This is a genomic window from Hyphococcus sp. (assembly GCF_965228385.1).
Classification (GTDB): Bacteria; Pseudomonadota; Alphaproteobacteria; order Caulobacterales; family Parvularculaceae; genus Hyphococcus.
In genome coordinates, this window is the sequence record NZ_OZ245810.1 from 1,917,611 (window position 1) to 1,932,919 (window position 15,309).

A 15,309-nucleotide genomic window follows, 5' to 3' on the forward strand; every position below is an offset into this window, starting at 1 on the left:
TTTTCCGGCGTTCACCGCGGCGCGGTTGCCGGTCCACCCTAGGGGATAACGTCTTACTCGCAAGAGCGTGATGCAGTCGGCGCAATTCAGCCTTCTGTCCGCCTCATTCTCGCCTTGGGACACCGGCAAGTTGGCTTCAACAAGGCGGCAGGGACCGCATGTGGTTGAGTACCGGACGAAATTTATCGCAAATCCCCCATGCGAAGGAGCTTGGATATGAAGAATTTGATTTTAGCGTCTGGCGCAATGCTGCTCGCCGCAACGGGTTGCCAGTCCACAGGCGAAGGCGCCTTCACCGGCGCCGCATTGGGCGCCGCCGGCGGCGCCGTCGCAGGCGAGATCTTCGCCGGACGCCCTGGACGCGGCGCAGCCTATGGCGCGCTAATCGGCGCAGCTGTCGGCGCTTATGAGGGCTGTTCGCGCGCCGGCACCTGCTGGGGCCGCGCCCGAGATCACGGACACAGGCGCTATGACCGCTATTCCGGACGATATTATTATGAAGATCCGCAATATGGCGACACCTACTGGGACGACGGCTCATTCCGTGATTATGGCCGCACGCCGCCCCGCCGACGCCGCTACTAGCCACAAATTCAATTGCAAAATCAGCCGCCTGTCCGAATATTCGGGCAGGCGGTTTCTTGTCGGAATGTCTGTTTCGTAACCTTGCGGAACAACCTTAATACGGCGGTGTTGATTAACACAGGGCCCTTTTAGGGGCGGTATTTACTATCAAAGGAGACGCCCATGAAATTTCTTGTTCCAACCGCAATCAGCAGTCTGATGTTAGTTGGCGCGTGCACGCAATCGGGCACGGCTGAACGCAACGCTCTGTATGGCTCCGCCGCAGGCGCCGCAGCCGGCGCCGTCGCAGGCGAAGTCATCGCCGGCAGGCCAGGCAGAGGCGCCGCATATGGCGCTGCAATCGGCGCCGTCGGCGGCGCGATTGTCGGATGCGAGCGCTCCAACGAATGTTGGGGCCGCGCACGCAACCATGACGATCGCCGCTATGACCGGCGCGCCAACCGTTACTATTATACGGACCCGCAATATGGCGACACTTGGTGGGAGAACGGAGAATTCCGTTCATACGGCCGCGGCCGTCCATAACGGCTCACGACAATAACGATGACTGATTCGCCCCGCTTCGGACACTGTCCGAGCGGGGCGCGTTTTTTCTGATTTACAACAGAGTCTGCACGCACTTGCCGGCCGGCGAAGCTTGGCTCACACTGGGCAGGGTTTCAATTCGACGGGGAGCGACATGCAGATCAATCGGCGGACAGTGCTGGGCGGCGGCGCTATATTTACGGGCGTTTCCGCTTCGGCGAGCGCGACAGTCACAGCCAAAGGCGGAGAAAAAAAGCACACAAAAGCGCTATCCGCGCTCGCCGGATATGTTGATCAACACCGCACCGATTGGGGACTGCCGGGCATGACGGTTAGCGTCGTCGATGATTCGGGATTTTCAGGTTTTGTAATGTCAGGCCTGGCCGATATCGATCGAAACATCGCAGTTGGACCTGACCACCTTTTTCAAGTCGGATCTATTACAAAGATGATGACGGCGCTCGCCGCATGGTCGCTGATTGATGAAGGGAAACTATCGCCTGACACGCGCCTGTCGGATCTGTTGCCTGAATTGTCCGTGCGCGGCGGCGAGACAATTACCGTCAAACACCTTCTCGATCATACTTCCGGTTTGCCGCGCGGCGCGCCGATTATTCTCGACGGCGGATTGTGGACCGGTTCTGAACCCGGCGCGCACTGGGCGTATTGCAATCTCGGCTATAAGCTCGCCGGCATGATCGTGGCGAAAGCCGATGGGCGTTTATTTCCCGAAGCGGTAGAAGCGCGCGTGTTGCGCCCGCTGGGCATGAATAATTCCATCGGTGCATTGCGCGCCGTCGACCGCAATCGTTACGCACAAGGATACCAGCCCGCCCTCCTCGACCGCCCGGCGATGCGGCCGGGTGAGCGGCGCGAAGCGCCCTGGGTGGATTATGACGGCGCGTCCGGTTGCGTCGGCGCGACAGCGTCGGACATGGCTTTGTTTCTGAAATTTCTGATCGGCGTGTCAAAAGGCAAAGGCGGCCCTGTATTTTCCGATGAGGCGGCTGCGCGCTTTCTGGCGGACCCGGCGGATGCGCCCGGCTGGGCGAGCGATGCAAAATACGGCAACGGCGTCGCCCAGATTACAGCCGATGACCGCGCCTATTTGCATCATACAGGCGGCATGGTTTCATTTTCATCGTCATTGCATCTTGATCGCGAGGCCGGCGTCGCCGCGTTCGCATCCGCAAATGTTCATTACGCCACAAATTACCGGCCGCGCGATGTAACGCTGCACGCCTGTCAGCTTTTGCAGGCCGCACAGGATAATGCGCCGGCCCCGGCGCCGGCACCGGCGCCAACGCGGCCAATCGTGAATCAGCCCGCCCGCTATAACAGCACATTCACGTCTCAACAGGGAGATAGATTCGACATTATTTCTGACGGCGATCAGTTAAAACTGCAGCGCCAGGAAACAACAACGAAAATGCAAATGATTGGCGACGAGCACTTCGCCTGTGAGGATGAAAAATTTCACATTACCGGATTACAGTTTGAGTTTGAAAACGACAAGCCGATCCGCGCCTGGGCCGGCGGTGTCGAATATCTTACCGATCCGGCAACAGGCTACATGCCGCCGCCTGAGCCTGAATTGCGCGCGCTAGAAGGGCGTTATGATCGCGACGACCGCTGGGCGCTGCCGATCCGGATTTTCGCGCGCGGCGACAAGCTCGTCATGAAGAATGCGAACTACGTCAGTACGCTGACGCAACTTGACAATGGCGACTGGCGCGCCAGCGAACATGAGTGGTGGCCTGACTGGGTGCGTTTCGACGGTCTCATTAACGGCAAAACGGAACGCTTGCTGATTTCCGGCGTGCCTTACTTGAGACGCTTCAGCTAAAGTTGACGCCCCTCGGGGTGATCGTTTGTCCACTTGCCCTTTCCCATCTGGCTCAGGGCGATCAACGTCATGGTCGGCGCAAAACCGTCGATCTGCCCCGTCGGGTCCGCAAGTTCCCAGAAGGCGAACAGTCCCGGCCAACCCCACATGGCGACAGCCGCAACGCCTAACGCAATATCCACGACAATTTCGAATCCCGGTATTCGCCCAAGCGTGAAATCAACAATATCAAGAATGACGGCGATAACGAGTTTCGCCATAGCGGCGTTCATATTGATTCTCCATGCGGCGTCAGTGTCCGGATAAATTCCGCCGTGCGCCGTATGTCCTCTAACGCTTCGGGAAAGCGTCCTGCGAAAATCGGCCATACATGAATCAAGCCGTCTTTCAGGATCAGGTCAACTGAAACGCCGGCTTCTTGCAACCGTTCGTATAGCCGGATGGAATCGTCCCGTAGAACTTCGGCGTTACTCGCAAATATCAATATTGGCGGCGACTCTGCAAAATTTCCGAACAGCGGCGATGCAAGCGGGCTGTTAGGGTCTGCGTCCCCGAGATAACGCCCGGCCCCGGCGGTAATATAAACAGACTTGAACATTGCATCGCTGGATTCGTTCTCCAGTATTGATGCGCCCGATCCTGTTAAATCGGTCCACGGAGAATAGAGAAAAGCGCCGGCCGGCATGGGGAGTCCGTGCTCCCTGATCGATAACAGCAGGGCGAGCGCAAGCCCCCCGCCCGCGGAATCACCGCCAATGACCAGTCGTCTTGGTTCAACGCCGTTTTCAAGCAGCCATTGATAACCCGCGACCGCGTCGTTGACGGCGGCGGGGAAAAGATGCTCCGGCGCCATGCGATAGTCCAGCGAGAATACACGCGCCGCCGCTTCTCGCGCCAGCGCAAACGTCGCCGCGCGGTGAGATTTCGGCGAACCGAATACGTAACCGCCGCCATGCAGATAATATATGGTCCTTTCCGGGGCGTGTTGTGCGGGGCTATGCCATTCGCCTTTTACAAACCCGGCGACTTTTTCCAGTTTTATATCTTTTGGCGGATCATCCGGCGCAACGGCCTCGGCGCCGTCGCGCAGCGTTTTTGGGTCCAGCAAATGAATTGGTTTCGATTTGAAAATTGATTTCATGTACCAGTTAAACATTCGCGCACGCAAACTGATCATAAGGCGGCCTCCGCTAAATTGTGGGAACGCTAGTGGTTTTATGATTTTGTGAAAAGCCAAAAAGGCGCCTATGGCCGATAGCGCAGCCCAAATCCGTATGTGCGTTCTTCACCCGGGAAGTAGCGGTCCTGCCCGAACGCAAAATCCGCACGTTCAGCGTAGAGCGTATTTGTGAGATTTCGAATCGACCCGAAGATCGAAAGATTTTCGGTCAAATCCGCTTCCGCACGCAAATGAAATAAGTCGTGACCGTTATATTCGTTATCATTGGCGGCGTCGGTAAAGTAAGAACCCATCGACACCCATTCCGCATTGAACTGTAACCGGTCAATCGGCCGCCAGGTTAGCCGGGTGTTCGCCATAATGCGCGGCGCCGTATCCACATCATCGCCGCGCGTAATGGTTTCCGCGGCGTTTCCTGTCACCCGGTTAAACCGATAGGTATGAACGGCGTAAGAAATGGCGCTGTCGAGCGTCAGCGTTTCATGCAGGCTGATCGTCAGATCGGCTTCCACGCCGATATGACGCGTTTTACCGTCCGGCACATTGAATCCGTCAGCGTCGCGAAAAAAGAAATTGTCTTTTTGCATCCAGAAACCCGCAAGGTCGACTGTGACGCGGTCATAGAATGATGCGCGGGCGCCAAGCTCGAACGCGTCAATCGTCTCGGGCTGCGCCGGGTTTGAAATCTGGTTGCTTTGCAGGCGATACAAGTCTGTCGTTTGCGGCGGCCGCGCCCCGCGCGCGTAGCTAGCAAAAATTGTCGTCTCCTCAGTCAAATCGTGACGTAGCGAGACTTTTGGCGACGCCGTAACAAACCGGTCCTGTTGATCCGCCGGGCGAAAAAATCGCCCATCAACGCCGCTGGCCGTATTGTTTTCATAGTCGTAAATCGTGCCGTCAATGCGCAACGCCGCTGTCGCGGTCGTGCGTTCTCCCAGTGCATATTCGCCTTGCACGAAACCGGAAGCGTTCAACGCCTTGACGTCATAGTCATAATGCAGCCCTTGCGTGAAAGAAAAGACTGTGGGTTCTTCCTGAAATTCCCGCAACGACCCTTCCGTATACTCAGCATCAATGCCCGTGATCAGTGAAAATCGCCCCGTTTCATAATAGTATGCGGACTGAGCGCCAATGCTCCAGTGGCTGTTTTCCTCAAGCGCGTTACCGGGCAAAAAATGCTGGACGAACGCCATCTGGTTCCAGCGGGCATAGGGCGTGATCCGGAACGTCCCGTTTTCACCCGCGCGTGTTGAAATCGTGGTCTGAAGCCTCGCCGCCTTGGCGTCGCGCCGCGCCTGCGGGAATTCATTCTTTCTGCGCAGCACGCGATCATTCAGGGCTGCCTCGCCAAAAATAAAACCGGCCGTTTCCTGTTCCAGATTATCAAACGAAAATATCGTATCTGTTGTAAAATTCTCGCCGGAATAAACATGCCGCAGGGTCGCTTTTTGCTGATCCAGTCCCGCGTCTTCCCGATAGCCGGCTTCCGAAACAACCGAGGCCGCTGCAAAGAAGCCGTTTTTTTCAAGCGTATCGGAAAGCGACGCTTTCCATTTATATCGATCCTGCGTGTCTCCAAACGCTTCTGCGAAAAGACTGAGCTCTTCCGCCGGCAAGGGCGTTATGACATTGACGACCCCGTGAATAGCGTTTGCGCCGTATAGGGCGCCGGAAGGACCGCGAATAACTTCAATGCGGTCGGCAATTTCGAAATGCGCGTCAAACAGGCCGTTAATGTTGGCGAAACCAGCAGAGCGGATCGGTGTTCCGTTCTCCAGAAAAAGGAAAGAGCCTGCCCCGGCGCCGCCGGTCAATACCGGTGAGCGTATGGCGGTTAAATGTTCTGCGCCTGAACCGCGGTGCAAGTTCACGCCGGGCGCCCGCGCCAGCGCTTCCGCTATGTGATCGGCATCGATAGAGATGAGCTCATCCCTGTTAATAACGCTTATGCTTTTCGGGACATCGTTCAGGTTTTGCGCACGCCGCTCAGCGCTAACGACAATCGAATCGGCGGCGTATGCCGACGGGCCTGAAATCAAGCCAATAACTGCTACAATGCAAACGCTTTTCAATGTAAAACTCACTTAGCGACGGCCAACCATCGCTCAATTTCTACCGGGTGTATTTTTCTACGCGCTGATCTATCGATCCGAAGATAGAGCGCCCATCCCGGTCTTTCATCTTGATTTCAACCGTATCGCCGAACTTCATGAAAGGCGTTTTGGCTTCTCCGTCCTGGATGGTTTCGATCATCCGGATTTCCGCGATGCACGAATAACCGTCCCCGCCATTTTCGATAGATTTCCCCGGTGCGCCATCCAGTTTGTTCGAAACAGTGCCGGAACCGATGATCGCGCCAGCGCATAAGGGACGCGATTTCGCGGCGTGGGCGATGAGTTGAGGGAAATTGAATGTGAGGTCGACGCCGGCGTTTGCCTGGCCGAACGGCTTGCCGTTGTAGCGCACCAGCAGCGGCAGATGCACGGCGCCGCCGTCCCATGCATCGCCAAGTTCATCCGGCGTAATCGCAACCGGACTGAACGCCGATGACGGTTTGGACTGGAAAAAGCCGAATCCTTTCGCCAGCTCGCCCGGTATGAGGCCTCGCAGTGAAACATCGTTCACGAGCATGATGAGTTTAATGTAGTCGCCCGCTTCTTCCGCCGTGACGCCCATGGGCACGTCGCCGGTGATAACCGCAACCTCGCCCTCCATATCGATGCCCCAGCCTTCATCAGTCGGCATCACAATCGCATCCCGAGGCCCCAGAAAACAATCCGAACCGCCCTGATACATTAACGGGTCTTCATAGAAGCTTTCAGGCACCTCGGCGCCGCGGGCTTTTCGAACCAGTTCTACGTGATTGATATAGGCGGAACCATCCGCCCACTGATAGGCGCGCGGCAGCGGCGACGCACATTCGCGCTCATGAAACCTTTCCGCCGGTACAGAACCCGACTCCAGCCCTTGCGCCAGCTCATCCAACGCCGGCGCCGCCGTCTCCCAATCGTCAAGCGCCGCCTGCAAAGTCGGCGCGACGCGCGCCGCATCCGTGTAACGCGTCAGATCTTTTGAAACAACGACAAGCCTGCCGTCGCGGCCGGATTTCAGGGAAGCAAGTTTCATTTTGTGATCCTCGATCAGTTCAGTCTTTGGCGCGGCGCGGGTCGCCTTTTGCATATCGCTTGAAACGATCCTGCGACTTCCCGCTATTCCTGACGCCTTTACGGGTATCGGTCAATGTCCCTGCGCAATCGCGCGCTGACAAATCGCCAAATAGCGCTTTGCGTAAAAAACCCGCCGGATTGCTCCAGCGGGTTTCTGACTCTTGTATGGTTTAAGGTCTGCTATCGCACGCGTACAACCGTGCGTGTGCGCTCGACCTCATAGCGGCGATCATTGTCGTCAAAACACCAATAGGCTTCATACCGGGCGCGATAATCATTTTCCCATGTATATTTGAACCCTTTGTGGCAATCATACCCGCCATATGAATCGTAGTAACGCCCACGGCGATCATAATCGTCGTAATACCACCGGCCGGAATTGTATCCACGATACGTATATGGGTCACCGACCCTTACATCGACGCCAAGATCGACGTCTGCGCCTACGCCAAGATTAACCTGTGCGCCAGCGGGCGCGCTCACCAACATTGCCCCTGATGCGAGCAGTGCGAACGAAACTTTCTTTAACATACTTCACTCTCCTGTGCCGTAATGCCTCACATACACTTGCGATTTCGACAGGTTCCATCGCCCCGCACAGGTATCGCTTTCATATGGTGAATTGATGCAAAAACCCCCGCTATAGCTGGCTTTCAGCGCGTTACAATGGCGTAAGGGATTTTCGAATTATCAAGAAAAACGCGCGAGTTTACACTTTATCCGCATCGAGAGTTTCACGGATTCAGCGTTGCGCCGCACCATGGACAATGGCGAATCAGCACGACGTTACGCCCGCCGTCATGCACAATCAGTCCGAACTGATTTAAGCCTTCATTATAGGCAATGAGACTATCCGGACATTCGAAAGGATCGTCATGCGTGTCACAATTCACTTCCAGCGCCGCTTGCATAGACTCGCAGCAAAGCGCTTCAGGATTTGGGTGCTGCGTACGGGCCATTAATCGATATCGCCCTGCGTTTGCCACGAATTTACGTAATCCCGGTTTTCCACTTCGCCCACGCCGTCGCCAACCTCCAGCGGGTCGCGCGTATCGATCATTACTGCGTATTCGTTAGTCGCAGGGCTTTTTTGTTCCAGCATGTTTTTCAGGGCCTTTGGATGCGGTCCATGGGTAAAGCCCGACGGATGAAACGTCATCATGCCGGCGTCGATATTGTCGCGGCTGAAGAAATCCCCGGCGTGGTAAAAAAGGACTTCGTCGTAATCATCATTATTGTGAAAAAACGGCACTTTCAGCGCGCCGGGATCTGTTTCAAACGGCCGCGGCGCAAACGTGCATACGACAAACCGGTCCGACAGAAACGTCGTATGCGCCGACGGCGGAATATGATAGCGGTGCGACATGACCGGGCGAATATCGCGCACGTTCAATCGCACCGGCGAAAGCTCTCCATGCCATCCCACAACATCCAGCGGATTATATGGGTATGTCGCGACGGAAATCTTTCCGCGCTTTTTGATGTCCACGCGCGTCTCGCCATCGTCTTGCTGATGCGTTTTAAACTGGTCGTTGATTTTCGGCGCGTCCAGCATCGCCGGATCGAAAATCGCATGGGGACCGAGTAGCCCTTTGTCAGGCAAGGTGTAATGGCTGTTCGTCGCCTCAATCATCAGTATGCAAAGCGGAGTTGACGGCGCCAGCCGCCACATGGTCCCGCGCGGCAGCATCAGATAGTCGCCCGCCTCGAAGGCCAGATGGCCATAGTCGCAAAACAAATCACCCTCACCTTTGTGAATAAACAGGATCTGATCGCCGTCTGCGTTGCGGGCTAGCGCCGGCATTGCCTGATCGAGTTTCCAGAAGCGGATTTCCGTCGCCTGGTTGTGCAGAATTCGCGTCGCATGCCACGGACAAGGATTGGCGCCGTCAAGCGCGGCAAGGTCAAAAGCGCGCGGCCGCAAGGGTCCCTCGAAATACACCCACCCGGTCGGCGGGCGCTTGTGATGCATAAAGGCGGCGGGCCCGAAAAAACCCTCTTTGGAAATCTCCCGCTCATAAGTGCCGGCCGGCATGTCCGCATGCGCCTGACGCGAGGCCTCGCCTTCCACTCGGGACGGAGTGATCCATTTTCGCGCCATCGGCTGTATCCTCTTAACGACTGAAATCGGCAAAATTAGTAACATTTGTTACCATTATGCGCATCTCAGGACAATAGCTGGAAACGCACACCGAAGCCGTCCCCCCGTGGAAAAGCCAGCCTTCCCCTTATTCCCCGGTTTTGGTAACGCCTTCGCGAGGGGCGGGCGACGCGCTTGCCATAAGAGGCGCGGCGAACCATCTCCGCATTTGTATTCGGTCCATGATGACGAGGATTAAGTTGTGAAGAAGACGAAACTGCTGATTTTGGGCTCCGGGCCCGCTGGCCTGACGGCGGCGATTTATGCTGCGCGCGCCGGGCTGAAACCCGTCCTCGTGCATGGCATTCAACCGGGCGGCCAGATGACCATTACCACGGACGTCGAAAATTATCCGGGCTTCGCCGACGTTATCCAGGGGCCCTGGCTGATGGAGCAGATGCAAAAACAGGCGGAACATATGGGCACGGAATTCATCAACGACATCATCACGGATGTTGATATCTCCAGGCGCCCCTTCATGCTGACCGGCGACAGCGGCGAGAGCTATGAGGCGCAGGCGCTGGTGATTGCAACAGGCGCACAGGCGAAATGGCTGGGCTTGCCGTCGGAAGAAAAATTCCAGGGCTTTGGCGTATCCGCTTGCGCCACCTGCGACGGTTTTTTCTATCGCAACAAGAATGTTCTCGTCGTGGGCGGCGGCAACACAGCGGTTGAAGAAGCGCTTTATTTATCAGGCCTCGCCGCCAAGGTTACGCTCGTTCATCGCCGCAATGAGTTACGCGCTGAAAAGATTCTGCAAACACGCCTTTTCAACAAGGAAAATGTCGAGATTATCTGGGATCACCAGCTCGATGAAATTTTAGGCGATGAAAATCCGCTGGGCGTGACGGGCGCCCGTCTGAAACATGCAAGCACCGGCGCAACGCACGACATTGCGGTCGACGGCGTGTTCATCGCCATCGGTCATAAACCGTCGACGGAACTGTTCGAGGGCAAGCTGACGATGAAAGATCACGGCTATCTCGTGACCGCGCCGGATTCGACGACCACGCAGATTCCCGGCGTATACGCCGCCGGGGATGTCACCGACGATATCTATCGCCAGGCGGTGACCGCGGCCGGCATGGGATGTATGGCCGCGCTGGAAGCAGAAAAGTTTCTCGCCGCTGAAGAAACGACGCATGCCGCCGAGGCGGCGGAGTAAGCGTTTCGCAACGACCGCTTAAGACGCGTTACCCGTATCGAGATTGAGCATCCAGCGGACGCCGAACCTGTCGACGCACATTCCGAAATAAGAGCCCCAGAAAACATCCTGCATGGGCATGATTTCCATGCCGCCGCCAGCAAGCTTGGCAAATTTCTCATCTGCGTCCGCTTTGGAGTCCGGCGCATGAGAAATTGAAATGTTCGTGCCTTGAACATATGGCCCGCTTGAGTCGCCGGCTGTGTCAGACCCCATCAAGACATTACCGCCGATTGGCAGCGATACGTGCATGATGCGGTCTTTGAACTCATCGCCGACGCCCATGTCGGGCGGGCCTTCGGCGAAAGTCGATCGCATCATGAAATCGCCGCCAAAGACTGATTTGTAAAAATCGAAAGCTTCACCGCAATTACCGTCAAATGTCAGATACGGATTCAGGGACATCGGTCTCTCCCGTTTTTCATGATAATGAAATTCCGAGCATAGCCCTCGTTTCGTGCGCTGTCGTCACATCTCGTCCCGTTTCACGGGCAAGTGACGAGAGCGCCTCAATCATCTGTCCATTTGACGACGCTTTTTCGCCATTCGGCAGGTAAAAACAGTCTTCAAGACCAGTGCGCAAATTGCCGCCAAGTTCCGCCGCGCGTTTGTGCACAGTCCAAACGTCCTGGCGGCCGATAACCGTCGCCTGCCACGGCATGCCTTCTTTCTTGTATCTGATAAGCAACGGCAACAGCTCAGGGTCCGCCGGCATGCCGCTCGCAACGCCCATAACGAAATTATAATCCGCATGATCGGTCATGCCGTTTTCCATATAGAGCCCGACAGAACGCACAATGCCGATATCGAAACATTCGAATTCGGGCAGAATCCCGCATTCGTTCATCACCTCGATATGGTCTTTGACTTTCGACGCCGGGTTGTCGAACACCATGGGCGGCCACGCCCATGAACCGTCTTTACGTGTTTTGAGATAATTCAGCGTACCGGCGTTGCACGCCGCCATTTCCGGCTTGCACGCACGCAGATATTCGAGAACGTAATCATAATCAGTTCCGACAACGCCGGTTGTCATGTTGATGACGACGTCAGGACAGGCGGCGCGGATCGCATCGTTAATCTCGTTGCAAATCGACGGGTCCCAGCTGGGAAGATGTCCCTTGCCTTTCTCCTGCTGACGGTAATGCACATGCATTATCGTTGCGCCGGCGTCATAAGCGCGTTTTGCTTCAGCCGCCATTTGTTCGGGCGTCACCGGCACGGGATGCTGTTCGGGGTTGGTGAGAACGCCTGTCAGCGCGCATGTGATGATGGCTTTGTCCGGCATGGCTTACTCCTCCGCCTCAAGAACAATCAGTTTTGATCGAATCGCGACCTGATCTCCCTCTTTCGCCAGCACCTCCGCGATGACGCCGTCGCGCGGGCTTTTGAGCTGATGTTCCATTTTCATCGCTTCAACAGTGGCGACGACTGTCCCTTTTGAAACCGGATCACCGCAGCCGACTTTGACGCTTGTAATGAGGCCCGCCATCGGCGCTTTTACAACATCATCGCCTGCGCCTTCCTCAATTGCCGGGGCCAGCGTAAAATCAAGATACCGCTCCCACGCGCCATCAGCGTCTATTTCGATGTGATAGCCGTGTCGGTGGAAATGCGCCGTGGAAATCCGGCCTTCATGACGATAGCGGATGCTCGTTTCCGACTTCTCGATCACCTCTATGCTGGTTTTCATTTCGCCGCACGCCGCCGTGACGCGTGGCCCTTCAAGCTCAATCGCGGCGCTGATAATTTCCTGTGCCGTATTCGCCAACTGGAGCGGAAAACCCGGCGCCCCGCGCGAGTCCCACCCGGTCAGATGATCATCGAATGACTGCTCCACCACAGCGGCGCCCACCAATGCAATCGCTGCTTCGCCGCCCGGCGCCTTGCGTTTCGATAGCAGCGCTAAATTCCGTTCAATATACCCGGTATCCGCCTCGCCTTTTGTAAAAGTTTCATCTTCCAGCAGGGAAACCAGAAAATCACGATTATGCGCGAAGCCCAGCAATCGCGTTTCGCGGAGCGCCGCGCTGAGTTTCTCACGGGCTTCATCACGATTTCCGCCGCAAGCGATGATCTTCGCTATCATGGGATCGTAAAACGTCGTGACGCGGCCGCCCTGCTCAACGCCGGTATCGACACGCACCCCTTCCATATCAGGCCATTCAAGAATGGCCGCGTCGCCGGAATGGGGCATGAAGTCTTGCGCTGGATCCTCGGCGTAGAGCCGCGCCTCAATCGCATGCCCGCTAAGCAACACATCACTTTGCAGGAAGGGCAACGGCGCGCCTGCGGCAATATCGAGTTGCAGCGAGACGAGATCCAGCCCGGTCACCATCTCCGTTACCGGGTGCTCCACCTGCAGCCTCGTATTCATCTCCAGAAAATAGAACTCATCGCGCGCGGGATCATAGAGAAACTCAACCGTGCCGGCGCCGACATAGCCAACGGCCGTTGCCGCCTTTACCGCCGCTGCGCCCATTTCCTCGCGCTTTTCCGGTGTGATTACCGGCGACGGCGCTTCTTCAATAACTTTCTGGTTGCGCCGCTGCAGGGAACAATCGCGTTCTCCCATATGAACGCAAGCCCCGCTGCTGTCTGCAAAGACCTGAATTTCGACATGACGCGCGCCGGCGACCGCGCGTTCGAGTAAAAGCGTTCCGTCGCCGAAAGCGTTTTCCGCTTCCTTGCGCGCGGATTTTATTGCATCCGCCAGCATTTCTTTATTCTCAACAATCCGCATGCCGCGCCCGCCGCCGCCGGCTGAGGCTTTCACCATCACGGGAAAACCGATTTTCTCCGCTTCTGCGACCAGCACAGCGTCAGACTGATCGTCTCCCTGATATCCGGGAATGCAGGGCACGCCTGCATCGATCATGCGGCGCTTGGCTTCGCGCTTGTCGCCCATGGCGGCGATAGCGCTCGCCGGCGGCCCGATGAAGATGACCCCCGCATCGGCGCACGCTTTTGCGAAATCGGCGCGCTCGGACAAAAATCCGTAGCCCGGATGAATGGCGTCTGCGCCGGACGCTTTCGCAGCGGCGATAATGGCGTCAATATTCAGATAGCTTTGCGCCGGTTCCGCGCGACCGATATGATACGCTTCATTGGCCATTCGAACGTGGAGCGCATTAGCGTCCGCATCGGAATAAACCGCAACGCACCTGATCCCGCGCATCTTCGCAGTGCGCATGATGCGGCAGGCGATTTCGCCGCGATTGGCGACGAGGAGTTTTCGGATGCGCATCATGCCTTGTTCGACTTGCCGGGCAGCGTGCCGAGATATTTGCAGATGATCGACAGCATCACCTCGTCGGCGCCGCCGCCGATGGAGGCGAGGCGCCCGTCGCGATAGGCGCGCGTGACATTGGTTTCTTCCATGAAGCCCATGCCGCCCCAATATTGCAGGCAGGAGTCGTTGACCTCGCGCGCCAGTCGGCCGACTTTCAGCTTCGCCATGGAGGCGAGCATGGTGGCGTCTTCGCCTTCCATCATTTTTTCGACCGCATCCCAGGTGAGCGAGCGCAGCGCCTGCACGTCGGTTTTCAGTTCCGCGAGCCGGAAATGCACAACCTGATTGTCAAGGATCGACTGGCCGAACGCCTTGCGCTGGCGGGCGTATTCCGTCGTCTCGTCAATGGTGGCGTCGAGACTGACTAGGCTCGACAGCGCCGCCCACAGGCGTTCTTCCTGAAACTGCAGCATTTGATACATGAACCCTGCGCCCTCCTCGCCGATCAGATATCGCTGCGGGACGCGCACATCCTCGAAATAAAACTCCGCCGTGTCGGATGAACGCATGCCGAGTTTTTTGAGCTTGCGTGCGACGGTGATGCCTTTGCGATGTTTGCCGTTGTCGTCTTTCAGCGGCAAGCAGATCAGCGACTTGTTTTCATGCGCGCGGCCGTCGCCTGTATTCGCCAGAAGGCACATCCAGTCAGCCTGTGTGCCGCTGGTGGTCCACATCTTACCGCCATTGATGATGTAATCGTCGCCGTCTTTTTTGGCCGTGGTCTTGATAGACGCGACGTCGGAGCCGGAGCCGACCTCCGACACCCCAAGACAGGATACATAATCGCCGGAAATCGACGGGCGCAGGAAGTCTTCCTTGGCGGCGTCGGAACCGAACCGCGCCAACGCGGGCGTCGCCATGTCGGTCTGGACGCCGATCGCCATGGGTACGCCGCCGCATTTAATATGGCCCAGCGTTTCCGCCACCACAGCGCCATAGGACCAGTCGAGCCCCATGCCGCCATATTGTTCCGTCTTGGTGACGCCCAACAGCCCCAGATCGCCCAATCCTTTGAACACCTGATGGGCGGGAAAAATCTCCGCCTCTTCCCATTCATCTACATACGGATTGACTTCCGTATCGATGAATTTCTTCAGAGTCGCGCGGATCTGTTCGTGTTCGGTTGTGAGTTTCACGTGTTTATTCCTTGCAGTCCCTCGAAGAAGCTTTGTTCAAAAAAATATTCATTAGACCTCCAGCGACACCAGATATAACAGCCGCACCACTTGATATTATAAAGAAAAAAATCGGATCGTTTTTACTGCCGAGCAACCATAGTAGCCAGAAAAATGGCACAAGAATGAAAACTACACCTAAGAATGTCTGGATAAAACCGGGATTCTTTTTGTGCTTGGGCATCATTTCATTCC

15 protein-coding genes are annotated in these 15,309 nt (G+C 56.5%); 4 read left to right on the plus strand and 11 right to left on the minus strand.

The window, feature by feature from the left end:
* Positions 1–216: 216 nt before the first annotated feature.
* From ACQK2Q_RS08990 to ACQK2Q_RS09000, 3 genes are all read left to right on the plus strand, one after another.
* Positions 217–585 carry a hypothetical protein gene (locus ACQK2Q_RS08990; RefSeq protein WP_425409407.1) on the plus strand — a complete coding sequence of 123 codons (369 nt, stop codon included), beginning with the start codon at positions 217–219 and terminating at the stop codon, positions 583–585.
* A 162-nt stretch (positions 586–747) separates the two neighbouring features.
* The gene (locus tag ACQK2Q_RS08995) at positions 748–1,110 is read left to right on the plus strand and encodes a glycine zipper domain-containing protein (protein ID WP_425409408.1); all 363 of its coding nucleotides are present in this window, start codon (positions 748–750) and stop codon (positions 1,108–1,110) included.
* A gap of 154 nt (positions 1,111–1,264) precedes the next feature.
* Complete coding sequence (locus tag ACQK2Q_RS09000; RefSeq protein ID WP_425409409.1) at positions 1,265–2,956, plus strand: serine hydrolase domain-containing protein; 1,692 nt, start codon at positions 1,265–1,267, stop codon at positions 2,954–2,956.
* Here ACQK2Q_RS09000 and ACQK2Q_RS09005 read toward each other — a convergent pair.
* The 7 genes from ACQK2Q_RS09005 to ACQK2Q_RS09035 all read right to left on the minus strand — a co-directional run bounded on the left by ACQK2Q_RS09005 (position 2,953) and on the right by ACQK2Q_RS09035 (position 9,404).
* Positions 2,953–3,228 carry a hypothetical protein gene (locus ACQK2Q_RS09005; RefSeq protein ID WP_425409410.1) on the minus strand — a complete coding sequence of 92 codons (276 nt, stop codon included), beginning with the start codon at positions 3,226–3,228 and terminating at the stop codon, positions 2,953–2,955. The two genes, ACQK2Q_RS09000 and ACQK2Q_RS09005, sit on opposite strands and share 4 nt — an antisense overlap.
* On the minus strand, positions 3,225–4,133 hold the full coding sequence (locus tag ACQK2Q_RS09010) for an alpha/beta hydrolase (protein ID WP_425409411.1): 909 nt from the start codon (positions 4,131–4,133) through the stop codon (positions 3,225–3,227). Before ACQK2Q_RS09010 ends, ACQK2Q_RS09005 begins: the two co-directional genes overlap by 4 nt.
* 68 nt (positions 4,134–4,201) lie before the next feature.
* On the minus strand, positions 4,202–6,208 hold the full coding sequence (locus tag ACQK2Q_RS09015) for a TonB-dependent receptor (RefSeq protein WP_425409412.1): 2,007 nt from the start codon (positions 6,206–6,208) through the stop codon (positions 4,202–4,204).
* A 40-nt stretch (positions 6,209–6,248) separates the two neighbouring features.
* Positions 6,249–7,262, minus strand: a complete 1,014-nt coding sequence (locus ACQK2Q_RS09020; protein ID WP_425411137.1) for a fumarylacetoacetate hydrolase family protein — start codon at positions 7,260–7,262, stop codon at positions 6,249–6,251.
* A gap of 221 nt (positions 7,263–7,483) precedes the next feature.
* A complete protein-coding gene (locus tag ACQK2Q_RS09025; RefSeq protein WP_425409413.1) occupies positions 7,484–7,834 on the minus strand; it encodes a hypothetical protein in 351 nt (116 codons plus the stop codon).
* Between the two features lie 203 nt (positions 7,835–8,037).
* Positions 8,038–8,262, minus strand: a complete 225-nt coding sequence (locus ACQK2Q_RS09030; protein ID WP_425409414.1) for a DUF6980 family protein — start codon at positions 8,260–8,262, stop codon at positions 8,038–8,040.
* Positions 8,262–9,404: a homogentisate 1,2-dioxygenase gene (locus ACQK2Q_RS09035; RefSeq protein WP_425409415.1), complete on the minus strand. Its 1,143-nt coding sequence runs from the start codon at positions 9,402–9,404 to the stop codon at positions 8,262–8,264. Before ACQK2Q_RS09035 ends, ACQK2Q_RS09030 begins: the two co-directional genes overlap by 1 nt.
* Positions 9,405–9,645: 241 nt before the next feature.
* Here ACQK2Q_RS09035 and trxB point away from each other — a divergent pair, with 241 nt between their 5' ends.
* Complete coding sequence (trxB, locus tag ACQK2Q_RS09040) at positions 9,646–10,608, plus strand: thioredoxin-disulfide reductase (RefSeq protein WP_425409416.1); 963 nt, start codon at positions 9,646–9,648, stop codon at positions 10,606–10,608.
* 18 nt (positions 10,609–10,626) lie between these two features.
* Here the strand turns inward: trxB and ACQK2Q_RS09045 are convergent, their stop codons facing one another.
* From ACQK2Q_RS09045 to ACQK2Q_RS09060, 4 genes are read right to left on the minus strand one after another with little or no spacing between them, the layout of a single operon-like run.
* Positions 10,627–11,052 carry a VOC family protein gene (locus ACQK2Q_RS09045; protein ID WP_425409417.1) on the minus strand — a complete coding sequence of 142 codons (426 nt, stop codon included), beginning with the start codon at positions 11,050–11,052 and terminating at the stop codon, positions 10,627–10,629.
* 16 nt (positions 11,053–11,068) lie between these two features.
* Positions 11,069–11,935 carry a 3-keto-5-aminohexanoate cleavage protein gene (locus tag ACQK2Q_RS09050; protein WP_425409418.1) on the minus strand — a complete coding sequence of 289 codons (867 nt, stop codon included), beginning with the start codon at positions 11,933–11,935 and terminating at the stop codon, positions 11,069–11,071.
* 3 nt (positions 11,936–11,938) lie between these two features.
* Positions 11,939–13,897, minus strand: coding sequence for an acetyl/propionyl/methylcrotonyl-CoA carboxylase subunit alpha (locus ACQK2Q_RS09055; RefSeq protein ID WP_425409419.1), 1,959 nt, complete (start codon positions 13,895–13,897; stop codon positions 11,939–11,941).
* Positions 13,894–15,075: an acyl-CoA dehydrogenase family protein gene (locus ACQK2Q_RS09060; RefSeq protein WP_425409420.1), complete on the minus strand. Its 1,182-nt coding sequence runs from the start codon at positions 15,073–15,075 to the stop codon at positions 13,894–13,896. Before ACQK2Q_RS09060 ends, ACQK2Q_RS09055 begins: the two co-directional genes overlap by 4 nt.
* Positions 15,076–15,309 lie beyond the last annotated feature (234 nt).

Excerpts from the sequence above, each read along its gene's own strand:
- ACQK2Q_RS08990 (WP_425409407.1), top strand. The coding sequence starts at position 217 with ATGAAGAATTTGATTTTAGCGTCTGGCGCAATGCTGCTCGCCGCAACG.
- ACQK2Q_RS08995 (WP_425409408.1), top strand. The coding sequence starts at position 748 with ATGAAATTTCTTGTTCCAACCGCAATCAGCAGTCTGATGTTAGTTGGC.
- ACQK2Q_RS09000 (WP_425409409.1), top strand. The coding sequence starts at position 1,265 with ATGCAGATCAATCGGCGGACAGTGCTGGGCGGCGGCGCTATATTTACG.
- ACQK2Q_RS09005 (WP_425409410.1), bottom strand. The coding sequence starts at position 3,228 with ATGAACGCCGCTATGGCGAAACTCGTTATCGCCGTCATTCTTGATATT.
- ACQK2Q_RS09010 (WP_425409411.1), bottom strand. The coding sequence starts at position 4,133 with ATGATCAGTTTGCGTGCGCGAATGTTTAACTGGTACATGAAATCAATT.
- ACQK2Q_RS09020 (WP_425411137.1), bottom strand. The coding sequence starts at position 7,262 with ATGAAACTTGCTTCCCTGAAATCCGGCCGCGACGGCAGGCTTGTCGTT.
- ACQK2Q_RS09025 (WP_425409413.1), bottom strand. The coding sequence starts at position 7,834 with ATGTTAAAGAAAGTTTCGTTCGCACTGCTCGCATCAGGGGCAATGTTG.
- ACQK2Q_RS09030 (WP_425409414.1), bottom strand. The coding sequence starts at position 8,262 with ATGGCCCGTACGCAGCACCCAAATCCTGAAGCGCTTTGCTGCGAGTCT.
- ACQK2Q_RS09035 (WP_425409415.1), bottom strand. The coding sequence starts at position 9,404 with ATGGCGCGAAAATGGATCACTCCGTCCCGAGTGGAAGGCGAGGCCTCG.
- ACQK2Q_RS09045 (WP_425409417.1), bottom strand. The coding sequence starts at position 11,052 with ATGTCCCTGAATCCGTATCTGACATTTGACGGTAATTGCGGTGAAGCT.
- ACQK2Q_RS09050 (WP_425409418.1), bottom strand. The coding sequence starts at position 11,935 with ATGCCGGACAAAGCCATCATCACATGCGCGCTGACAGGCGTTCTCACC.
- ACQK2Q_RS09055 (WP_425409419.1), bottom strand. The coding sequence starts at position 13,897 with ATGATGCGCATCCGAAAACTCCTCGTCGCCAATCGCGGCGAAATCGCC.